The 20,937-nt window shown below is 63.4% G+C and carries 18 protein-coding genes and 1 tRNA gene; 8 read left to right on the top strand and 11 right to left on the bottom strand.

Annotated features, from left to right (window positions below; translation table 11 throughout):
* Nucleotides 1-576: 576 nt before the first annotated feature.
* The 11 genes from IPF49_19040 to greB all read right to left on the bottom strand — a co-directional run bounded on the left by IPF49_19040 (nucleotide 577) and on the right by greB (nucleotide 13,208).
* Nucleotides 577-1,809: an outer membrane protein transport protein gene (locus IPF49_19040; GenBank protein MBK6289681.1), complete on the bottom strand. Its 1,233-nt coding sequence runs from the start codon at nucleotides 1,807-1,809 to the stop codon at nucleotides 577-579.
* Between the two features lie 93 nt (nucleotides 1,810-1,902).
* Nucleotides 1,903-2,883, bottom strand: a complete 981-nt coding sequence (locus tag IPF49_19035) for an LLM class flavin-dependent oxidoreductase (GenBank protein ID MBK6289680.1) — start codon at nucleotides 2,881-2,883, stop codon at nucleotides 1,903-1,905.
* A gap of 236 nt (nucleotides 2,884-3,119) precedes the next feature.
* Nucleotides 3,120-3,758, bottom strand: a complete 639-nt coding sequence (locus IPF49_19030; protein MBK6289679.1) for a c-type cytochrome — start codon at nucleotides 3,756-3,758, stop codon at nucleotides 3,120-3,122.
* 10 nt (nucleotides 3,759-3,768) lie between these two features.
* Nucleotides 3,769-5,010 carry a molybdopterin-dependent oxidoreductase gene (locus IPF49_19025; protein MBK6289678.1) on the bottom strand — a complete coding sequence of 414 codons (1,242 nt, stop codon included), beginning with the start codon at nucleotides 5,008-5,010 and terminating at the stop codon, nucleotides 3,769-3,771.
* Nucleotides 5,011-5,211: 201 nt separating this feature from the next.
* Nucleotides 5,212-5,514: a hypothetical protein gene (locus IPF49_19020; protein MBK6289677.1), complete on the bottom strand. Its 303-nt coding sequence runs from the start codon at nucleotides 5,512-5,514 to the stop codon at nucleotides 5,212-5,214.
* Nucleotides 5,515-5,518: 4 nt separating this feature from the next.
* Complete coding sequence (locus IPF49_19015) at nucleotides 5,519-6,790, bottom strand: bifunctional O-acetylhomoserine aminocarboxypropyltransferase/cysteine synthase (protein MBK6289676.1); 1,272 nt, start codon at nucleotides 6,788-6,790, stop codon at nucleotides 5,519-5,521.
* A 101-nt stretch (nucleotides 6,791-6,891) separates the two neighbouring features.
* Entirely contained in the window at nucleotides 6,892-9,765 is a 2,874-nt protein-coding gene (gcvP, locus tag IPF49_19010; protein ID MBK6289675.1) for an aminomethyl-transferring glycine dehydrogenase, read from the bottom strand.
* Nucleotides 9,766-9,880: 115 nt separating this feature from the next.
* Nucleotides 9,881-10,471 (bottom strand): LUD domain-containing protein, encoded by a 591-nt coding sequence (locus IPF49_19005; protein MBK6289674.1) that lies wholly within the window; start codon nucleotides 10,469-10,471, stop codon nucleotides 9,881-9,883.
* Nucleotides 10,468-11,901, bottom strand: a complete 1,434-nt coding sequence (locus IPF49_19000) for an iron-sulfur cluster-binding protein (protein ID MBK6289673.1) — start codon at nucleotides 11,899-11,901, stop codon at nucleotides 10,468-10,470. Before IPF49_19000 ends, IPF49_19005 begins: the two co-directional genes overlap by 4 nt.
* A complete protein-coding gene (locus IPF49_18995; GenBank protein ID MBK6289672.1) occupies nucleotides 11,901-12,650 on the bottom strand; it encodes a (Fe-S)-binding protein in 750 nt (249 codons plus the stop codon). Before IPF49_18995 ends, IPF49_19000 begins: the two co-directional genes overlap by 1 nt.
* 18 nt (nucleotides 12,651-12,668) lie before the next feature.
* Nucleotides 12,669-13,208, bottom strand: coding sequence for a transcription elongation factor GreB (gene greB / locus IPF49_18990; GenBank protein MBK6289671.1), 540 nt, complete (start codon nucleotides 13,206-13,208; stop codon nucleotides 12,669-12,671).
* A 100-nt stretch (nucleotides 13,209-13,308) separates the two neighbouring features.
* Between greB and IPF49_18985 the strand changes: the two genes are divergently transcribed.
* The 8 genes from IPF49_18985 (at nucleotide 13,309) to IPF49_18950 (ending at nucleotide 20,923) form a co-directional block, all read left to right on the top strand.
* Entirely contained in the window at nucleotides 13,309-14,148 is an 840-nt protein-coding gene (locus tag IPF49_18985; protein ID MBK6289670.1) for a M23 family metallopeptidase, read from the top strand.
* Complete coding sequence (locus IPF49_18980; GenBank protein ID MBK6289669.1) at nucleotides 14,148-14,336, top strand: Trm112 family protein; 189 nt, start codon at nucleotides 14,148-14,150, stop codon at nucleotides 14,334-14,336. The genes IPF49_18985 and IPF49_18980 overlap by 1 nt, the downstream gene beginning before the upstream one ends.
* A 124-nt stretch (nucleotides 14,337-14,460) precedes the next feature.
* A complete protein-coding gene (alaS, locus tag IPF49_18975; protein MBK6289668.1) occupies nucleotides 14,461-17,058 on the top strand; it encodes an alanine--tRNA ligase in 2,598 nt (865 codons plus the stop codon).
* A 39-nt stretch (nucleotides 17,059-17,097) separates the two neighbouring features.
* Nucleotides 17,098-18,333 (top strand): aspartate kinase, encoded by a 1,236-nt coding sequence (locus IPF49_18970; protein ID MBK6289667.1) that lies wholly within the window; start codon nucleotides 17,098-17,100, stop codon nucleotides 18,331-18,333.
* Between the two features lie 134 nt (nucleotides 18,334-18,467).
* Nucleotides 18,468-18,662: a carbon storage regulator CsrA gene (csrA, locus tag IPF49_18965; GenBank protein MBK6289666.1), complete on the top strand. Its 195-nt coding sequence runs from the start codon at nucleotides 18,468-18,470 to the stop codon at nucleotides 18,660-18,662.
* A 362-nt stretch (nucleotides 18,663-19,024) separates the two neighbouring features.
* Nucleotides 19,025-19,115 (top strand) — tRNA-Ser (locus IPF49_18960).
* Nucleotides 19,116-19,586: 471 nt separating this feature from the next.
* Nucleotides 19,587-20,534: a hypothetical protein gene (locus IPF49_18955; GenBank protein ID MBK6289665.1), complete on the top strand. Its 948-nt coding sequence runs from the start codon at nucleotides 19,587-19,589 to the stop codon at nucleotides 20,532-20,534.
* Nucleotides 20,534-20,923, top strand: a complete 390-nt coding sequence (locus IPF49_18950; GenBank protein ID MBK6289664.1) for a hypothetical protein — start codon at nucleotides 20,534-20,536, stop codon at nucleotides 20,921-20,923. The genes IPF49_18955 and IPF49_18950 overlap by 1 nt, the downstream gene beginning before the upstream one ends.
* Nucleotides 20,924-20,937: the final 14 nt, after the last annotated feature.

Here is a 20,937-nt window from a genome sequence, read left to right as displayed (position 1 = left end):
AGGATTTTTCTGCGGCATCGACCAGGTACAACGCAGGACCCGCACTGAAAGCGCTGCCAATGATGAAGTTCGTGCCAGGGACCAGCACCAGGTCCTCGGTGCTCTTCGGACCGCAGACGAATCGGTAGTCGCCCGATGCCAGGCAGGCATCTTCCGCAATAGTGCTGCCTGCCCAGGCAAAACAAACAAGCAGCATCAACGCAGTGCGCAGTCTTGCTGACAATCCAGGGGCGTGTGCAATCATCATCTCCTGTTCCCTTCGCTACGGACGGCCAGGTCCGACAGGCCCCTACTTATACTGTGCTAGAAGAAGTGAGCGCTACGCTTCCTCTGTCTCGATCTGTTGCGTCACGAAGGGAGTATGGACCACCGATTGGAACATTTCGAGGCATTCGTGGAACGAATAGCAGCGGTGCTGGGGCATGCGGTTCGACGCGAACTCGTGCGGCTGGCGAAACTGCGCCGCCTTGTCCGGCAGCTGCAGTCGCCAGTGCCTCCGCAAAGACCGACCAAAGGTCAACGATCCTGCCTTATGGTCACGACAAAATTTTGCGTCGGACGTGAACGACGCCGTGCTCAGAAGTGAAACGAGGCGTCGAACATCAGGGCGTACGGATTGTCGGTCTTGCCAACGACGCGGCCTCGATAGGGGCTGTCGCCGGTATCCACCGGCGCCTCGCCGTAGTCGACGATATTGGCGTTGAGGTCGATCGAACGTCCGCCTTGCCGCGTGACGTGGACGCCCGCACCCACGCCCCACATGCGGTCGAGCGCCAGCGAGAGACTGCGCTCGTCGTCGTCGACCGGAGCCGAGGTGTAGAAGGCACCGACCGACCAGCGCAATCTGCCGCAAGCGGGGAAACCCCAGCCGACCGACATGCCCCAGAAATCGTCGAACGCTCCATTTTCATCGATTTCGAGCGAACTGCCGTTCAGGGACACCGAGGAAGTACCGAACTCGCTGAACTCCATCCACATCGCATCGATCGAGAACGAGGCGCCGGATTCGAATTCGTGATACATGCCGCCGCTGATGCGTTGCGGCAGGGTGTTCTCGACCTTGATGTCCGAGTCGAGCAGTCCCTGCTGCTGCAGTACCGATTCGAGCACCGGGCCGAGATTCCTGAATTTCAGATCACCCTCGAGATCGGCCTGCGCCTCGCTGGTATAAACCAGTCCGTAGCGCGTGTGCTCGGTGGCTTCCCACAGCATCGAAAGGGAAAAACTGCTGCCGATGCCGTCGAGTTCGGCTTTCAATCGTCCATCCGCTACGTCCGCTCCAGGGTTGTTGAACGGAACCTCGGTTTCGGAGAGCGTGTAGTTGATGTTCGTGGCAACGCCGAGCGAGAGTTTGTCGTTGACCCGGTACGACAGTGCCGGTGTCAGTGCCACGTAGACCAGGGTGTAGTAATCGCTGTAGTAACGTCCGGCCCAGTCGCTGCCGTAATCGGCGCCGAATCCAGTGGGAATCGTCAGCGAGATGCCGGCGCGCCAGCGCTCGCCGAGGGGCCGTACATAGAACAGCATGGGAAGGATCACCGGCGCGAAATTCGAATCGGGGTCGCCGCCGTCCATCGTGGTGCGGTTTTCGTCCACCTTGAATTCGCCCAGCCCCTCGCCGACTACCGTGCGCACCGTGAACGTGGCTTCGTCGAGCCGGGCCATCCCGGCCGGGTTGCTGATCGCGGTCTCGGCCGAATCCGCCTGTGCGCTCATGCCGCTCAGCGCGGGTCCGCCGGCGAGCGCCACCGGCGAAAGCAGCGTCAGCGTGGTCAGGGCAGCAATGCTGCGTGAACGGGGGTGTGTCATCGATTCAATCTCCGCCGCAACCCAGAAAACGTGGACCCGGATTATAGACGGCATTCATTCCATCCATCGACGCATTACATAACCGTATGGCATTCAGCGAGCCGCCAGGCGCGGCAAGACCTTTTCCGCCAGCAAATGCAGGCTCGCCCACCCATGTTGCGGAGGGCAGCCGCCCACGAGCGGGCTCATCATCAACGGGCCTGTGGTAGTGATCATCTCCAGCGCCTGATCGGGGGTCACGATACGATAGGGGCCGCTTTCTTCCCTGATTTCATCGATGTTCGTGGCGTAGCTGGTCACGGCAGTGCTGTCCTCGCCTTCCCATTGCCGATACATTTTTATGTCGTGCAGCATGTATGGTCCTATTTCATTCCAGGCGCGGTCCAGGTTCTGCGCCACGAATACGCACTGTGCTGAATCAGGAGCCGGCACGATGGCATTGCCAACGGCCTTGCCTGCGGATAGGGCAGCTTGCGTGTAGATATCCACCAGTTCCGGGCTGCCTCCATTGGCATAGAAATCCAGCCCGAATCTGCCCGCGCGCCGCGCCGCGGCCTTGCTGTGCCCGCCATAGGCGATTGCAATGCCTCGAGCCGCTCGCGGTGTTGGCGTCACCTGGACATTGCGGCCCTGATACACGAATTGCTGGCCACTCAATGCCTGCAGCAAGGCCTGGATTTTTTCCTCGATAACGGCGGTGCGATTCGCCATCGACACGCCGAACATGGCGTACTCCTCGGCCCGATATCCCAGACCGATGATGTAGCTGACCCGGCCCTCTGAAAGTATATCGAGCACTGCCATGTCTTCCGCGAGTTTTACCGGATCATACATATTGAGCAGGATTGCTCCGATGGCAATGGGCAGCGTGCGGGTGCGCGTGGCAAAACCGGCAGCAAGCACCAGCGGCGAAGGCAGGTAATTGTCACTGGAGGAATGGTGCTCCGACACCATGGCCGAAACACAGCCGTTGGCCTCGCCCCAGGCAACCATATCGACAGCTGCCCTGTAGAGTTCGGCAATTGATGCCGCAGAGGTGGCCGGTGCGCGCATATCGAATCGAAGAACATACATGGATCTTTACACTCTCTTTACCGGGTTGCGTTCTGTCAGCGCGCCTGCCGCCGGATCGCCGTATTTTGTCGAACCGTCAGCAATCGTCGCCGTGGATTTCAAACAAGCACAAGCAGCATGAAAGACTTGTTAACGAGAAGCCCGGCCCATTATCACTCGGTTTCCCCTGAAAATTGGCTGTCAGGTGGATTGATACCGCCCTGAAACCCGGCGCACACCGGCGTGGCATCCATAGCCTATTGCGCCAGCACGAACTGCGCCAGTGCCTGGGCCTGCGCAGCGCTCAAAGCACTCATCGGCGGCATTGCAGCCGGCCCCCACTTTCCCGTCCCGCCCGCTCGTATCGACTCGGCCAGCCGGGAAGATGCATGGGCTTCGCTCCGGTAACGGGCAGCCACTTCCCGAAAGGATGGGCCTACGACCTTGTTCTCGATCGCGTGGCAAGCCAGACAGGTATTGGACACCAGCAACGCCTGCACATCGATTTCCCCGGCCTCGCCCGGTGCCGGCTCCGCTTTCTGTGCCAATGCCGACAGCGCCACGACGCTGGCATCATCCTTGTCAGCGCTGCCGTAGCTGACTGCGAGATAGGCTCCGATCAGCCTGGTTTCATCTTCATCGATCGGGGCACCGTAAGAATGCTGCATCTTGAGCATTTCGGCGGTCCACTGCGCCTGGTTCATAGCGGGCGCCTGATAGCTGATGTAATCGGCAGAATGACAAATGCCGCATTTGTGCCGGGCGATGGCATATCCCGGGAGCTCGGATACGCGTAGCGTGGAGGTGTCGGCAGGCAGGGTGATTTCGCGTGCCGTGGCGACTGCCGTCACCAGGCTGGCCGCAAGCATCAACACGCTGGTCAGCGCTCGTTTCATGGGGGTAACCTCAGGTAATGACAACGGGCGTGGATTCGATGACATGACGCTGATAGCCACCTGGATTCCAGCTCGCCTCAGCCGGCTGCATCACGCCTCGATTATTCGTGGCACGTACCTGCAATACCGCGGTTCCCTTGCTGGCAAAGCTGACGGGCAGGCGCCACTCGCGGAAAGAAAAACGTCCCAGGTTTTCTCCCAGCGCAGCCGCGCGCCAGCTGCGCCCGCCATCGATGGACACATCCACGGCCCTGATCCCCGCGCCACCGTCGAAGGCGATGCCTTTGAGTTCCACCGTACGCCCGGCGGGAAGCACTTCTCCGGCCATGACGCTGGTGATGAAGCTGCGCACGGGCAGGGTGGAAATCGGCCGGGTTTTATCCGGAGTGGTGCCGGGCGCCACACAGGCGCAGTCATTATCCGGCAGGCGGTAGCCACTGCTCATGAAATACGCATCATGACCGCTGAAGTCGTGATCGATGATCTCGATTTCCGATAGATGCTTCACCCAATAGGTGCCGAAATACCCCGGCACAATCAATTTGAGAGGGTAACCGTTCAGGAACGGCAGGTCTTCGCCGTTCATGGCCCAGGCAAGTATCGGTTCAGGATGCAGTGCATGCTCGATGTCCAGCGCCTTGCGAAAATCCGGGGTGCTGGCCAGCACCGGCTTGTCCAGACCGTTGAAAGTGACCTGTTTCGCGCCGGGCAGCACACCTGCCTTGTCCAGTACCAATTTCAGCGGCACCCCGGTCCAGCGTGCATTACCCATCGCGCCGTTGCCCAACTGCGCGCCAAACACACGCGGCTGCGAATAGCCCCTGCTGTTGCCCGAACACTGATTTACCGCAACTACCTCGACGGGATCGCTGCTGGCCTTGAGATCCGCCAATGACAGCTCGAGTGGTGTTCGCACCCTGCCCTTGACCGTGAGGCGATAGGTCCCGGGGTCGATAGACACGGGAAAATCTGCCAGGTGATAGCGCACAAAAAAAGCGTCATTGGGTGTTATCACGCTCTCATTGAACGTTGCGAATGGCGTCTCGAGATGCGGCGGCCGGCTGTGTACCAGGATCAGCTCGCGCTTGCCCGGGTATTTGACCAGAGGACGCGGACCGGCCGCGAAGGTGATGCCCTCGTCGGTGTCCTGCCTCGCCAGGGCGGCCAGGGGTGATGCGGCGGCGGCCACGGCACCCGCTGCGAGCATGAAGTGGCGCCGTGAAAGACGCCCTGGTCTGCTGTCAGCTTTCATTATTCTGCCTCCGCAAATTGGTACCGGGAGCGTGGGCATTGTGCCACAACCGTCAGCCGGGTCCGTTCATTCGGCTGGTCCGTGTTACCCGGGCTTCAGCGCAGGACAGGAAATGCCAACGCTTTCGTCCTCATTGCACAGCGTGATACAGCTCCTTGATATAGTTGCTTGCGGCAGGACACGCGACAAATATTTTTTGAGCTAAGCGCGCAAAGCATCACGTGGTGAGGCTTTACCAAATGGGTAGCGCGAATTGATATCGAGTTTGGCGAGAAACACGCGACGGGAAATTTTTTCGACGAAGGTGAACTGGTCTGCGGCCTTGGCGCCAGGGCTGGCGGACAAGGCAACGCGAAAGAGCAACGCGCTGCCTTGTCCCTCAGCTGCCGTCGCCGGTGGCTCCGCAAAGGCCGGCCAAACATCAACGATCCTGCCTTCGTCGCAACGCGCAGTGATGGCCGACCGGGAAAACCGGACCGGGATTGCCCCGGTCCGTCCAGCCATGCGCTCAGGCGGTCGCAAGTGCCTGGTCGAGATCGGCGATCAGGTCGTCGATGTGTTCGATGCCGATTGACAGGCGGATCATGTCTTCCGACACGCCGGCCTTCAGCATCTCCTCGGCATTGAGTTGACGGTGGGTAGTCGACGCCGGGTGACAGGCGAGGGACTTCGCATCACCGATGTTGACCAGCCGCGTGATCAATTGCAGCGCATCCTGGAAGCGTGTGCCGGCGGCCAATCCGCCCTTGACGCCGAAGCTCAGTATTCCCGAGGCGCGTCCCCCCATGTACTTTTGCGCCAGCGGATAGTCCTTGTGATCCTCCAGGGCGGCGAAATTCACCCAATTGACCTTGGGGTGGTTCTGCAGGTGCTTGGCAACTTTCAATGCATTGATGCAAATGCGGTCCATGCGCAGCGCCAGGGTTTCGATGCCTTGCAGGATCAGGAAGGCGTTGAACGGTGAAATGGCCGCGCCCATGTTGCGCAGCGGCACCACCCGCGCACGGCCGATGTAGGCAGCCGGCCCCAGCGCTTCCGTGTACACCACACCGTGGTACGACACGTCCGGTTCATTCAGGCGCGGGAAGCGCTCCTTGTGTTCGGCCCACGGGAATTTGCCCGAGTCGACGATGATGCCGCCAAGGGAGTTGCCGTGCCCACCAAGGTATTTGGTCAGCGCATGCACCACGATGTCGGCGCCGTGCTCGAACGGGCGGCAAAGATAGGGTGAAGGCACGGTGTTGTCGACGATTACCGGCACCCCGTGCTTGTGTGCGATGGCGGCCAGTTTCTCGAAGTCGGTGATGTTGCCCAGCGGATTGCCCACTGACTCGCAAAAGACCGCTTTGGTCCTGGCGTCGATCAGCTTCTCGAACGCATCCGGGTCACGGTAATCGGCAAAGCGGACTTCGATGCCGTATTGCGGCAGGGTGTGGGCAAACAGGTTGTAGGTGCCGCCGTACAGCGTGCTGGAGGTCACGATGTTGTCACCGGCTTCGGTGATGGTCTGGATCGCGGCGGTGATCGCCGCCATGCCGGAGGCCATCGCGAGTGCGCCGATACCGCCTTCCATCGCCGCCACGCGCTTTTCCAGCACGTCCTGGGTCGGGTTCATCATGCGGGTGTAGATGTTGCCCGGCACCTTGAGATCGAACAGGTCGGCGGCATGCTGCGTGTCGTCGAATGCGTAGGAGGTGGTCTGGTAAATCGGCACCGCGACCGCCTTGGTGGTTGGGTCCGGGCTGTAGCCGCCGTGCACGGCGAGCGTCTCGAGCTTCATGATGCAGTCCTTGGTCGAGGTGTGGATGTGAGTTGAACATTATAATCAACGGGGGCGATCGATTTTTGGCAGCAGGCGCCGGTTGCCCCGGCTCGTCGCCCTCAGTTCCGGTAACTCTCCACCGGCGGGCACGAGCAGACCAGGTGGCGATCGCCGTAGACGTTGTCGATGCGGTTGACCGGCGCCCAGTACTTGTCGTCGTGCAGGCCGGCGACCGGGTATGCGGCTTCGAGCCGCGTGTACGGGTGCGACCACTCGGTATCGGAGATGTCGCGCAGCGTGTGCGGGGCGTTTTTCAGCACGTTGTCCGCGGTGTCGGCGTGACCCGTCTCGACCGCGTGCACTTCCTGGTAGATGCTGATCATCGCATCGCAGAAGCGGTCGAGTTCGCGCAGCGGTTCGCTTTCGGTCGGTTCCACCATCAGCGTGCCCGGCACCGGGAATGACATGGTCGGTGCGTGGAAACCGTAATCGACCAGGCGCTTGGCGATGTCTTCCTCGGTGATGCCGCTGCGCTCCTTGAGCGGGCGCAGATCGATGATGCATTCGTGGGCGACGCGGTTGTTGGCGCCGGTATAGAGAATCTCGTAGCAGGCGGCGAGGCGCGTGGCGATATAGTTTGCGCTGAGTATCGCGACCTGGGTCGCCTTGCGCAGCCCTGCCGCGCCCATCAGCGTCACGTATACCCACGGTATCGGCAGGATGCTGGCGCTGCCGAACGGTGCCGAGGAGACCGTCGTGCCGTCGTTGCCGGGCAGGAACGGCGCGAGATGCGCGCCGACCCCGATCGGGCCCACGCCGGGGCCACCGCCGCCGTGCGGAATACAGAATGTCTTGTGCAGGTTCAGGTGCGAGACGTCGGCGCCGAATTTTCCCGGGCGGGCCACGCCGACCAGCGCATTCATGTTCGCGCCATCGAGATAGACCTGTGCACCGCAGTCGTGAATCAGCGCGCAGATCTCCACGATGTTCTGCTCGAACACGCCGTGCGTGGACGGGTAGGTGATCATCAGCGCGGCGAGTTCCTCGCGATGACGCTCGGCCTTGTGGCGCAGATCCTCGATATCGACATTGCCGTGATCGTCGCAATCGACGATCACCACGCGCATGCCGGCCATCGCCGCGCTGGCCGGGTTGGTGCCGTGCGCGGAACTCGGGATCAGGCAGATATCGCGCGCTTCCTCGTCGCGCGAGCGGTGGTAATGACGGATTGCGAGCAGCCCGGCATATTCGCCCTGGGCGCCGGAGTTGGGCTGGAATGACAGCGCGTCGTAACCGGTGCATTCGAGCAGCGCGGCGCTCAGCTCGCCCAGCATCTCGGCGTAGCCCGCGCTCTGCTCGCGTGGCGCGAACGGGTGCATGTTGGCAAAGGCGCCCCAGGTGACGGGGATCATCTCGCTGGTGGCGTTGAGTTTCATGGTGCAGGAACCGAGCGGGATCATCGCGCGGTTCAGCGCGATATCACGCTGCTCGAGCTTGCGCAGGTAGCGCAGCATCTCGGTTTCCGAATGGTAGCTGTTGAAGATCGGATGCGTGAGGTAGCCGCTCTGGCGCACGCAGGTGACAGGTACCGAATAGCCCTCGATCAGCGCGTCGATGGGATCGAAAGCGGGCGCCTCGTCACCGGCGAAAATACGCCACACCGCCTGTACCTCGGCGCGCGTGCTGCGTTCATCGAGACTGATGCCGATGCGGGTCGCGTCGAGCGCGCGTAAATTGAAGCCGGCATCGCGTGCGCGCTGCATGATCGCGCCCTGTTCGGCGCCGGCATCGATGCACAGCGTGTCGAAGAAATGCGCATGCAGCGGCGGATGCCCGCAGGCGGCGAGTCCGCGCGCCAGCACCTGGGTGAGGCGATGGATGCGCCGGGCGATGGTCTTCAGTGCCACCGGGCCGTGATAGATCGCGTAGAACGCGGCCATCAGCGCCAGCAGCGCCTGCGAGGTGCAGATGTTGCTGGTCGCTTTCTCGCGCCGGATATGCTGCTCGCGGGTCTGCATCGCCATGCGATAGGCCGGGTTGCCACGCGCATCCACCGAGACGCCGATGATGCGCCCGGGAAGCGAGCGCTTGTGTTCGTCGCGGGTGGCGAAGTACGCGGCGTGCGGGCCGCCGAAACCCATCGGCACGCCAAAGCGCTGGGTGTTGCCGATCGCGACATCGGCTCCCATTTCGCCGGGGCTTTTCAGCAGCAGCAGGCTCATCAGGTCGGCCGCGACCACGGCCAGCGCGTTGCTGGCATGCACCTGTTCGATCAGCCCGGACAGATCGCGCACGCGACCGTCGGTGGCGGGATACTGCAACAGCGCACCGAAGATGTCCGCCCCTTCGAGATCGGTGTCCGGGTTGCCGACCATGATATCGAGACCGAGCGGTTCGGCGCGGGTGCGCACCACCGCGATGGTCTGCGGGTGGCAATCCTCGCTGACGAAGAACAGGTTGCTCTTGTTCTTGCGCGCCACCCGCTTGCACAGCGCCATTGCCTCGGCCGCCGCGGTGCCCTCGTCGAGCAACGAGGCGTTGGCCAGTTCGAGTCCGCTGAGATCGATGATCATCTGCTGGAAATTCAGCAGGCCCTCGAGACGGCCCTGGGAGATCTCCGGCTGGTAGGGCGTGTAGGCCGTGTACCAGCCCGGGTTCTCCAGCACATTGCGCAGGATCACCGCCGGGGTGATGGTGTCGTGATAGCCGCAGCCGATCATCGAGCGCAGCACCTGGTTTTTGGCCGCGATCCGGGCCAGGCGCTCCAGCACCACGTGCTCGGGTTGTGCTTCGGGCAGGGCCAGCGGGCCGCTGCTCAGGATCGCCCGGGGTACGGTTTGCGCGGTGAGTTCATCGAGCGAGCCGACACCCAGCAATGCCAGCATGTCCTGTATCTGTGCCTCGGAGGGGCCGATATGACGGTGCACGAACGCGGCGCGCTGTTCCAGCAGGTCTAGGGTGGGTACGGATACCTGGGTGGTGCTGGCGCTCATGGGTTTCCTCGCAGTGCCGGTGCCCCGGCGCGAGCCGGGTAGCGAAAAGCGGCGTATTTAAGCACAAGCCAGGCCGCGTGTGCCGCCGCCGCAGGATCGGCGCAGGTCCGGGGGCTCACAGGATCAGCGCATGCACCTCTATGGGACCGTGCACGCCGGTGGTAAAGCTCATCGCGATATCACCGGTCGAGGAGGGGCCGGAAACCAGGCACAGCCCGCGCGGCAACATGCTGTCGAAGCGCGCGCGTGCCCGGCGCCAGAAATCCTCGAGATTTGCCACCACGTCTTCCCTGCGCAGCACGATCAGCAGCCGGTCGGGCAGAAAATTCAGCGCCATCGGTGCGCCGGCACGCGGATACACCGCCAGGCTGCCGGTTTCGGCGACGGCGCAAAATGCCGTGGTGACTGCAATCGCTCCTCTTGGGCGGTCACTGGCCGGGCAGGGTTGGAGTCGCGGCTGCGCGGTCCAGTCGACCTCCGCGAGCAAGGCGTCGCTCGAGAGAATGACTTCGAGCGTTGCATCCTGCGCGTTGGCGAAATGCCCGGCGATATAGCCAGGCAGGGACTCGATCGATGTCAGCGTCGCACAGACACCGCCCTGGCGGGTGAAACGCCGGCTGAATGCCGCCAACGGCTCGCCTGTTATTGCGGGACGCGGCCGCTCGGCGGCGAGGCGCGCAAGGGCCTGCTCGCGTGCGTTGCTCACAAGCGTGTGTCCTGCTCACGGGCGGCAAGCTGGCGCTGCCATTGTCCGAGAAAGGTGTGTGATTGCGGCGCGGGCAGGGTACGCCCCGCCGCCCAGCCGCCGAGAATCGGCAGCTTCTTCATCAGTCCCGGGTGCGCGGACAACCAGCCGAGCAGCGGGCGCGCCAGCGAACAGGCCAGGCGGTAGAGCGCGGGATAACGAAACATCCACATCATCGCCGCCACGCCGAGCCGCCAGATGAGCGGAGAAACGTGTTGCGCACGTTCGTCGTCGCGCAGTTGCCGCAGGTGTTCGGGCAACGGGATCTGCATCGGGCAGGCTTCCTCGCAGCGCCCGCAGGCGGTGCAGGCATTGGGCAACTCTTTCGCGCCTTCCAGCCCGGTCAGCAGCGGCGTGAGCACGGAGCCCATCGGCCCCGGATACACCCAGCCGTAGGCATGGCCCCCGACATGACGATAGATCGGGCAGTGATTCAGGCAGGAACCGCAGCGGATGCAGCGCAGCATGCTGCGGTACTTGCCGTTCAGCATCTCGCGACGGCCGTTGTCGAGCAGCACGACGTGGAATTCCTCGGGCCCGTCGGGATCGTCCGGCGCGCGCGGGCCGGTATAAAAAGTGGTATAGGCGCTGGTCGCCTGGCCGGTGGCGCTGCGGCACAGCACGCGGTGCAGCGCGCTGGCATCCTCGAGCGTCGGCACCAGCTTTTCGATGCCCGCGATCACGATATGCACCCGCGGGAGGGTGCTGCTCAGGTCCCCGTTGCCCTCGTTGGTGACCAGCATGAACGAGCCGGTCTCCGCGACCAGCGCATTGGCGCCGGTGATGCCGACCTCGCCCTCGAGAAAGCGCTCGCGCAGCACCGCGCGCGCCTCGCTGACCATGCTCCGCACATCGTCGAGCCGGCGCGGGCCGAGATCGTGCTTGTCGAGGAACAGCTGTGCGACCTGTTCCTTCGATTTGTGCAGCGCCGGGCCAATGATATGGCTCGGCGGTTCCTGCGCCTGCTGGATGATGTATTCGCCGAGATCGGTCTCGAGCACCTCGAAGCCAGCGGTCTCGAGCGCCTCGTTCAGCGAGGTCTCCTCGCCGACCATCGACTTGCCCTTGATCACCCGCCGGGCGCCGGTCGCGCGACAGATCCCGGCCACGATGCGGTTCAGATCGGCGCCCGTTGCGGCGTGGTGAACCTGTCCGCCACGGCCTCGTACATGGGTCACGAACTCGCCGAGGTAGTCGTCGAGATATTCGAGCACATGATCCTTCATCGCGACCGCGTAATCGCTGAGCGCCCGGAACTCCGGCGTTTCCGCGAGTGCCGCGCTGCGTGCCGCGGGCAGGAACTGCGTTACGGCGTTAAGCACCGGCTGCAACTGCTCGTTGTGCAGCGCGATGCGCGCGTTGGCGATGAAATGTTCGCTGGTGTTGTGCATCAGCGCGGCCCGCTGCCGAGCGCGGGCGACTCGAGCGTGCCGTCCAGCACTTCGGTGACATGTCGTACCTCGAGCGCGAGCCCGCGCTCCGCGATCCTTCCCGCGAGGTGCAGCAGGCAGCCCAGATCGCCGCCGACCAGGGTGTCGGCGCCGCTCGCGAGCGCATGGGCGATCTTCTCGTCGGCCATCGCCAGCGAGATATCCGGCAGCTTGGCGCAGAAAGTCCCGCCGAAGCCGCAGCACACCTCGGTACCCTGCATTTCCTTCAGCGATACACCCAGGGCGGCGAGCAATTTGCGCGGTTGCGCCTTGATACCCATCTCGCGCAAGCCGGCGCAACTGTCGTGATAGGTGAACTGCCGTGCGTCGGGCAGTTGTGCTGGCGCGGCTTCCCAACCCGGCATATCGACCAGGAATTGGGTGATCTCCCTGGTTTTTGCCGCCAAAGCCAGCGCGCGCGCCTGCCAGGCGGCTTCGTCGGCAAACAGCTTCGGGTAGTGATGCGCGATCATCCCGGCGCAGGAGCCCGATGGTGTGACCACGTAATCGAAGGGCTCGAAGGTCTCGATCAGCTGGCGTGCGATCGGTTTGGCCGCGGCGATCGCGCCGGCGTTGTAGCCCGGCTGGCCGCAGCAACTCTGGGCCAGCGGCACCTCGACCGTGCAGCCCGCCTGCTGCAGCAGGCGCAGCGTGGATTCGGCCACGCCGGGGCGAAACACATTGGCGAGACAGGTCACGAACAGGCCGATGCGTGGCGCCGGCCTGTCTCACTGGGCGGATTCATGCTGCATCCCGCTGGATTCGGTGCCGGCAGGGTAATCGATCGCCACGATCGTGTACTCCCGGGTGCCGCCTGGCGTGCTTACCTGGATAGTGTCGTCGAGGCGTTTGCCGAGCACCGCGCGCGCCATCGGCGAGTCCATGCTGATCAGGCCCTGGCGGATATCGAACTCGTCGGGGCCGACGATGCGGTAGCGCAACTCGGTGCCCGACTCGTCTTCCAGCCTGATCCAGGCGCCGAAGAACACCCGTGCGCGGTCCGCGGGCACTTCGCGGATCACCTGCATCTGCTCGAGACGCTTGCCGAGGTAGCGGACGCGGCTGTCGATTTCGCGCAGGCGCCGCTTGCCGTAGATGTAATCACCGTTCTCCGAGCGATCGCCGTTCTTGGCCGCTTCATGCACCGCCGCGGTCACCTGCGGACGCTCGACTTTCCACAGCTGCTCGAGTTCGGCGCGCATGCGCGCCTCGCCCTCGGGAGTGATATAGGCAGACTTGCGTGCGGCCGGTGGCCGGTAGCGTCCCATGCGCTGAATACTCCCTCGATTGCGGCGGGCGCGGGCTCGATGGTCTCTGGTAGACTGCAGCTTAGCCAAAAGCGTTCAACCATTGCCACCGAAGCTCCCCATGATGTCAGGCATTCTCGATCGACTGCTGCTCGCGTTGCTGCTGTGCGGCCCGTTGCCCGCGGTTGCGCTGGAACTCGAGGGCCCCTTGTTGCAGGGCGGCGTGGTAATCGGCCAGGTGGCACCAGGCACCCCGGTAAGCCTTGACGGACGCGCCTTGCGGGTATCGGAAGACGGCTTGTTCGTGATCGGCTTCGATCGCGATTCGCCGCAAAGCCATACCCTGGTGGCGGGCGCGGAGACGCGCGAGTTGGCGATCAAACAGCGCGAGTACGCGATCCAGCGGGTGACCGGTATCGCGCAAAACATCATGAGCCCTTCGGCGGCGGACCTGGAACGGATCGCGCGCGAGCAGCGCCTGGTCAACGCCGCGCGCGGGCGCGATGATCCGCGCAGCGATTTTGCCGCCGGCTTTTCCTGGCCGATACTCGGGCCGATCAGCGGTGTGTACGGCAGCCAGCGCTTTTACAATGGCGCCCCGTCGCGCCCGCATTTCGGCGTTGATGTGGCCGCGCCGACCGGTGCCCCGGTCCATGCCCCGGCGCCGGGCATCGTGACGCTGGCCGAGCCGGACCTGTTCTATTCCGGCGGCACCATCATCATCGATCACGGGCATGAGCTGTCCTCGAGCTTCCTGCACCTGAGCAAGGTGCTGGTCAGCGTCGGGCAGCGCGTGGAAACGGGCACGCTGATTGCCCAGGTCGGTGCCACGGGGCGTGCCACCGGCCCGCATCTCGACTGGCGCATGAACTGGCGCGATGCCCGTGTCGATCCGCAACTGCTGGCCGGTGCGATGCCCGCGCCGCCGGCGGCGCCCGCTGCTCAAGGAGATTCGAACTGATGCTCGACGAGAAACTGCTGGACCTCCTGCGCTGCCCCGTGTGCAAGGGGCCGCTCAAGTACCATCGCGAGGCGCAGGAACTGGTGTGCCGCGCCTGCGGACTGGCGTACCCGGTACGCGATGACATTCCGGTGATGCTCGAGAACGAGGCCCGCCAGCTCAGCCTCGAAGAGCGCGAGCGCAAGTAGTTATCCCGGAAAACGGGATTTTCTCGCGGGACTTGAACGGTCCCGCCGCTTATACTTTTTGACCTTTTTGCGCACCCGGTCCGGCTGGCAGGGCGCATCTGGCTGGCTGAGGCAGGTTGATGGCATGAACGGTGCGGAAATCAGGGAAGCGTTCCTCGCATACTTCGAGAGCAAGGGACACACGCGCGTGGCCAGCAGTTCGCTGGTGCCGGGCAATGACCCGACGCTGCTGTTCACCAATGCCGGCATGGTGCAGTTCAAGGACCTGTTTCTCGGGCGCGAGCAGCGCGCCTATACCCGTGCCACCAGCTCGCAGCGCTGCGTGCGGGCCGGCGGCAAGCACAACGACCTCGACAACGTCGGCTACACCGCGCGCCATCACACCTTTTTCGAAATGCTCGGGAATTTCAGCTTCGGCGATTACTTCAAGCCCGAGGCGATCAGCTACGGCTGGGAATTCCTGACCGGGGTGCTGAAGCTGCCGCGCGAGCGCCTGTGGGTGACGGTGTTCGAGGATGACCAGGAGGCCGAGCGGATCTGGATCGAGCAGATCGGCGTGGACCCGGCCCGGGTTACCCGCCTCGGCGAGAAATCCAATTTCTGGGCCATGGGCGATACCGGTCCCTGCGGACCGTGCACCGAGATTTTCTACGATCACGGCCCGCAAGTGGCCGGCGGACCACCCGGCAGCCCGGACGAGGACGGCGACCGCTATATCGAGATCTGGAACCTGGTCTTCATGCAGTACGAGCGCGCCGCCGACGGCACGCTCGCGGCGTTGCCAAAACCCTCGGTCGATACCGGCATGGGGCTCGAGCGCATCGCCGCGGTGATGCAGCATGTGCACAGCAACTACGAGATCGACCTGTTCCGGCTGCTGCTCGATGCCGCGCGCGAAGTGACCGGCGCCGGCGACCCGGACAGCCCCTCCCTGCGGGTGATCGCGGACCATATCCGTTCCTGTGCGTTCCTGGTCAGTGACGGGGTGGTCCCGTCCAACGAGGGGCGCGGCTATGTGCTGCGCCGCATCCTGCGCCGCGCCTGCCGCCATGGGCACAAGCTCGGCGCCAGCGAACCCTTCTTTCATCGGCTGGTCGCACCGCTCGGCGCGGCGATGGGCGATGCCTATCCCGAGCTGATCGAAAAGCGCGCGCAGATCGAGCGCATCCTGTTGCTCGAAGAAGTGCAGTTCGCGCGCACCCTCGACACCGGCCTGCGCATTCTCGAGCAGGATCTCGCGGAACTCACGGGCCCGCTAATCCCCGGCGAAACGCTGTTCAAGCTCTACGATACCTATGGCTTCCCGCTCGACCTGACCGCGGACATCGCGCGCGAGCGCGGGCTCGCGGTCGACGAAGAGGGTTTCGAGCGGGCGATGCAGACGCAGCGCGAGCGCGCCCGCGGTGCCAGCCATTTCGTGATGGACGAACAGCACGAACTCGGTATCGATGCGGCAACGGTATTCACCGGTTATGAAAGTCTGCAGGGGCGCACGAAGCTTGTCGCCATCGTGCGCGACGGTACCCGGGTGGAGCGACTCGAGGCCGCGCAGCAGGGCATCCTGGTGCTCGGGAGCACGCCGTTCTATGCCGAGGCGGGCGGGCAGGTGGGCGATGCCGGGGTGATCGAACTGCCCGGTGCCCGCTTCGAGGTGCGTGATACGACGCGCAGTGGCGCGGCCACGCTGCATCATGGAGTGATGGTCGAAGGCAGCATGGGTACCGGTGCCGAGGTCGATGCCCGCGTCGAGCCCGCCATTCGTCAGGCCACGGCGCTCAATCACTCCGCCACCCACCTGCTGCACGCGGCGCTGCGCGAAGTGCTCGGCACCCACGTCACCCAGAAAGGCTCGCTGGTCGATTCGTCCCGGCTGCGTTTCGATTTCGCCCACTTCGAGGCGCTGACACCGGCCGAGCTGCGAGCGGTCGAACGCCTGGTCAACGAGCAGATTCGCGGCAACACGCCGGTGAGCATCGAGATCACCGATATGGACACCGCAAAAGCGCGCGGCGCGATGGCACTGTTCGGCGAGAAGTACGGCAGCGAAGTGCGCGTGCTGACGATGGGCGGCGGCTTTTCGGTGGAGCTGTGCGGGGGAACCCACGTGCAGCGTACCGGCGATATCGGCTTGCTGCGCATCACCGCGGAAGCGGGAATTGCCGCCGGTGTGCGGCGTATCGAGGCGCTGACCGGTGCCAATGCGCTCGACCTGTTCGATGCGCTCGAGGAACGCAATGCGCGAATCGCACGCCTGCTGAAAGCCGGCGGCGAGGGCGCGGTCGAAAAGCTCGAACAGCTGATTGCGAGCAATCGCCAGCTCGAGAAGGAACTCGAACGCCTGCGCGCGCGGCTTGCCAGCGGCAGCGATCTGGCGGCCGGTGCAATCGAGATCGAGGGCATCAAGGTGCTGGCCGCGCAACTCGATGGCGCCGATGCCAAAAGCCTGCGCGCCGCAGTCGATCAGTTGAAAGACAAGCTCGGCGATGCGGTGGTGCTGCTGGCGGCACTCGAGGGTGAGAAAATTTCGCTGGTGGCCGGTGTCGGCAAGAATGTCAGCGCCCGCGTGCCCGCGGGCGAGCTGGTTGGCGCGGTTGCCGCGCTGGTCGGCGGCAAGGGCGGTGGCCGCCCCGATATGGCCCAGGGCGGGGGCACCGATGGTGCCGCGCTGCCGGCGGCGCTCGCCAGCGTCCCCGACTGGGTGCGCCGGCGCCTGGCGCAATGAATAGTGGCCTGAAAACCGGCAGGGAGCCCGATTGACACGATGAGCCTGATCGTCCAGAAATATGGCGGAACCTCCGTCGGCAGCGTCGAGCGCATCGAGGCGGTCGCGGACAAGGTATTGGCGTTCAAGCGCCAGGGTCACGATGTGGTGGTCGTGGTCTCGGCGATGTCGGGTGAAACCAACCGCCTGCTGGGGCTGGCCAGACAGATACAGGAGCAGCCCGATGCGCGCGAACTCGACGCATTGGTCTCCACCGGCGAGCAGGTCTCGATGGCCCTGCTGGCGATGGCGCTGCACCGGCGCGGCTGCAATGCGCGCTCGTACAACGGCGGCCAGGTCAGGATCCTGACCGACAGCGCATTCACCAAGGCGCGGATCCGCCAGATCGATGACCAGCGCATCCGCGCCGATCTCGATCGCGATCACGTGGTGGTGATCGCCGGTTTCCAGGGTGTCGACGAAGACGGCAACGTGACCACGCTCGGGCGTGGCGGCTCGGATACCACCGCGGTCGCGGTGGCGGCGGCACTGAAGGCCGATGAATGCCAGATCTATACCGATGTCGACGGGGTCTACACCACCGATCCGCGCATGGTTCCCGAGGCGCGGCGTCTCGATCGCATCACGTTCGAGGAGATGCTGGAACTCGCCAGCCAGGGCAGCAAGGTGCTGCAGATCCGCTCGGTGGAGTTTGCCGGCAAATACAAGGTGCCGCTGCGGGTGCTGTCGAGTTTCGTCGACGGTCCGGGCACGCTGATCACGATGGAGGATACCGACGCCATGGAAGCACCCACGATAGCGGGCATCGCGTTCAACCGCGACGAAGCCAAGATCACGGTCCGCGGCGTGCCCGACACGCCCGGAACCGCCTACCAGATACTCGGCCCGATCGGCGATGCCAATATCGAGGTCGATGTGATCGTGCAGAACGTTGCCGAGGACAAGAACACCGATTTCACGTTCACCGTGCACCGCAACGATCTGCAGCGCGCGGCGGCGGTGCTGTCGGATGTGTCCGACGCGCTCGGTGCGCGTGGCATCACCACCGATGCCAAGATCGCCAAGGTCTCGGTCGTCGGGGTCGGCATGCGCTCGCATGCAGGCGTGGCCAGCACGATGTTCAAGGCGCTCTCGGATGTGAACATCAACATCCAGATGGTCACCACCTCGGAGATCAAGATCACGGTCGTGATCGCGGAAAAATACCTCGAATTGGCGGTGCGCGCGCTGCACACCGCGTTCGGGCTGGACACCCCGGTACTCGAAGGCCAATGATCGCGCACGTTAATGCTTGGGAATCGGCAAACTATTCTCTATAATCCCGCGCTCTCGCGGGTTGGCGAGGTTCCGATGATGCCGGGGCAGGATAGCGGCAGAGGGAAGAGGGCGTTGGGGAAGAGAGGGACATCATGCTGATCTTGACGCGTCGGGTGGGCGAAACCCTGATCATCGGCGACAACGTGACGATCACCGTGCTCGGTGTAAAGGGCAACCAGGTGCGCATCGGCGTCAATGCCCCGAAGGATGTCACGGTGCACCGCGAAGAAATCTACCAGCGCATCCAGCGCGAGCACGATGACGATGGAGACCCGGCGCCCGAGTAGCACGAGCGATCGAGCGGCTCGAAGCCGCGAGCTCAACGAATTGCGACACAAGAGTTCTGGAGAGATGGGCTCGAGGTGCGAAGTATGCGAAGCGCAGCTTCGCGCACCGAGAGCGCGAGGCAAGGATGCCGAGCTGGGCGAGCCGCATGGACGCCTGCTCGCGACGAGCTGATTGACGGACATATGACTTCTGGAGAGATGGCCGAGTGGCTGACTCGGAGCTGGCGAAGCCAGCGCAGAGAGCGCCGTAGTGAAACGGAGGCGACCCGAAGGGCGAGGAGCGAAGCGACGAGTAACGCGCGCCCCTGATTGATCGAGCGGCTCGAAGCCGCGAGGTCAACGAATTGCGACATATGAGTTCTGGAGAGATGGCCGAGTGGCTGAAGGCGCGCCCCTGCTAAGGGCGTATAGGCTTATACCCTATCGAGGGTTCGAATCCCTCTCTCTCCACCAATTAGAAAAGGGACCTCAGGGTCCCTTTTCTAATTGGCGAAGTGAGCGGTGTGGACGAACCCTCTGGTTCGACAAATCGCGAAAGCGATTTGAAACGAGCCGCGCAGCGGCGAAGCCCGTAGGGTCGGAACGGCCCAAAGGCCGTTCCGATTAATCCCTCTCTCTCCACCAATTAGAAAAGGGACCTCAGGGTCCCTTTTCTAATTGGCGAAGCGAGCGGTGTGGACGAACCCTCCGGTTCGACAAATCGCGAAAGCGATTTGAAACGAGCCGCGTAGCGGCGAAGCCCGCAGGGTCGGAACGGTCCAAAGGCTGTGCCTACAGCGTGGGTTACCGCTGGGACCTGGCCGACCATCTGACGGGGATCACCTATCCCGATGGACGCGAGATCAGCTACGGCCGTAACGGGGTGGGGCAGATCGGTTCTGCAGGCTGAGCGCGGTCACCCGCACCGTTGGCGGCTCGGGCGCGATGCCGGTGGCCTCGTATTACCACAACGCGCTCGGGCAGCGGGTGGCGAAGTACGTGGCGGCGAGCGGGCAGTGGACCTATTATGTGTATGATCTGGACGGGAAGCTGCTGGTCGAGCAGCCGGGCAACAGCACGGCGCACCGCGATCATGTGTATCTCGATGCCTTACCCCTGGCGCTGATCGATGTACCCGTCAACCCGGCCACGCAAGCGACCAAGGCCTATGCGATCCACACCGACCATCTGGACACGCCGATGCGGCTTACGGACACCACCGGCACGGTGGTCTGGGCGCTCGACAGCACCCCGTTCGATGCGATCCACGGCGCCTTCGGCCTGCCCAACGAGGACGTCGATCTGAACGGCATCTCGATCACCTACAACGCGCGCTTCCCGGGGCAATACTTTGATGCCGAGACGGGGCTGAACTACAACTACTTCCGGGACTACGATCCGAGTATCGGGCGGTACATCGAGAGCGATCCGATTGGGCTGGAAGGTGGGTTGAACACCTACGGGTACGCCCTGCAGAACCCCGTGAAATTAACCGATCCCCGTGGCTTGGCGACCGCCATGTGTACTGCGCCCTTGCATGCCCTTACGGACAAGCTCGGTTCAGAGGCAAGCGAGTGGGCACGCGAGTATGTCCCTTACGCACATCACCAGTTCCTTTGTGTGAATCACGCCGGCGGACCTTATACCTGCGGCGGTCAAGATCAACGTGGTGAAAAGTGGTACGACCCAGTTCACGGTCCAGGCAAGAAGAGCAACGATGAGTACAACGAAAATACCTGCGACCAAGTAGAGCCAGACAACACTTGCATTGAAGAGTGCGTGATACGAAAAGCTGCCGAGGATCGGCCGAGCTACGGCATACCGTTTGGCACTGATTGCCAGGAGTGGGCAGACGATACGCTCGAAGAATGCCGGCAAGAGTGCAAGAAGTAATGAAAGTCTTCTTTAAAGCCGTCTGGAGTATGTGCTGTTTAGCGGTTTTGGCGCTCACACTTTGGAGTTACACTCCGAGCAGCAATAGTGACATCGGAATATTCCTCGTGGGAGCAATGACGGCGCTAGCTTTTCCGCTGAGCCTCGTCGTATCCGGCACTATTACGCTCCTCGTCATGGCTAGCGAAAGACTATCAGTGCCGTACCTCGACGTCGTCGAGTCGGGCTATACCGGCTTTGTCTTGCTTTGGATGTTCTACTTCGCGGCAGGATATTGGCAATGGTTTTGGCTAGTGCCAAGGTTGGCCCACAAGGCCGCTGCAATTTTTGACGGGCGGAAGGAATCTGTCGACAAGGTAGATTCGAGAAAGCATGGCGTAGACCATTGACGTAGATCGGTACA

This window comes from Gammaproteobacteria bacterium, from assembly GCA_016705365.1.
GTDB lineage: Bacteria > Pseudomonadota > Gammaproteobacteria > Pseudomonadales > UBA5518 > UBA5518.
The sequence above is the reverse complement of the archived record's forward strand: the minus strand, read 5'-3'. Positions and strand labels throughout refer to the sequence as shown.

Bases quoted from the DNA above. Each gene is read 5' to 3' on its own strand.
- IPF49_18970 (MBK6289667.1), top strand. From the start codon at position 17,098: ATGAGCCTGATCGTCCAGAAATATGGCGGAACCTCCGTCGGCAGCGTC.
- IPF49_19015 (MBK6289676.1), bottom strand. From the start codon at position 6,790: ATGAAGCTCGAGACGCTCGCCGTGCACGGCGGCTACAGCCCGGACCCA.
- IPF49_19025 (MBK6289678.1), bottom strand. From the start codon at position 5,010: ATGAAAGCTGACAGCAGACCAGGGCGTCTTTCACGGCGCCACTTCATG.
- gcvP (MBK6289675.1), bottom strand. From the start codon at position 9,765: ATGAGCGCCAGCACCACCCAGGTATCCGTACCCACCCTAGACCTGCTG.
- IPF49_18980 (MBK6289669.1), top strand. From the start codon at position 14,148: ATGCTCGACGAGAAACTGCTGGACCTCCTGCGCTGCCCCGTGTGCAAG.
- IPF49_18950 (MBK6289664.1), top strand. From the start codon at position 20,534: ATGAAAGTCTTCTTTAAAGCCGTCTGGAGTATGTGCTGTTTAGCGGTT.
- IPF49_19035 (MBK6289680.1), bottom strand. From the start codon at position 2,883: ATGTATGTTCTTCGATTCGATATGCGCGCACCGGCCACCTCTGCGGCA.
- alaS (MBK6289668.1), top strand. From the start codon at position 14,461: ATGAACGGTGCGGAAATCAGGGAAGCGTTCCTCGCATACTTCGAGAGC.
- IPF49_18985 (MBK6289670.1), top strand. From the start codon at position 13,309: ATGATGTCAGGCATTCTCGATCGACTGCTGCTCGCGTTGCTGCTGTGC.
- IPF49_19030 (MBK6289679.1), bottom strand. From the start codon at position 3,758: ATGAAACGAGCGCTGACCAGCGTGTTGATGCTTGCGGCCAGCCTGGTG.
- IPF49_18955 (MBK6289665.1), top strand. From the start codon at position 19,587: ATGCCGGTGGCCTCGTATTACCACAACGCGCTCGGGCAGCGGGTGGCG.
- IPF49_19000 (MBK6289673.1), bottom strand. From the start codon at position 11,901: ATGCACAACACCAGCGAACATTTCATCGCCAACGCGCGCATCGCGCTG.
- IPF49_19020 (MBK6289677.1), bottom strand. From the start codon at position 5,514: ATGGCTGGACGGACCGGGGCAATCCCGGTCCGGTTTTCCCGGTCGGCC.
- IPF49_19040 (MBK6289681.1), bottom strand. From the start codon at position 1,809: ATGACACACCCCCGTTCACGCAGCATTGCTGCCCTGACCACGCTGACG.
- csrA (MBK6289666.1), top strand. From the start codon at position 18,468: ATGCTGATCTTGACGCGTCGGGTGGGCGAAACCCTGATCATCGGCGAC.
- greB (MBK6289671.1), bottom strand. From the start codon at position 13,208: ATGGGACGCTACCGGCCACCGGCCGCACGCAAGTCTGCCTATATCACT.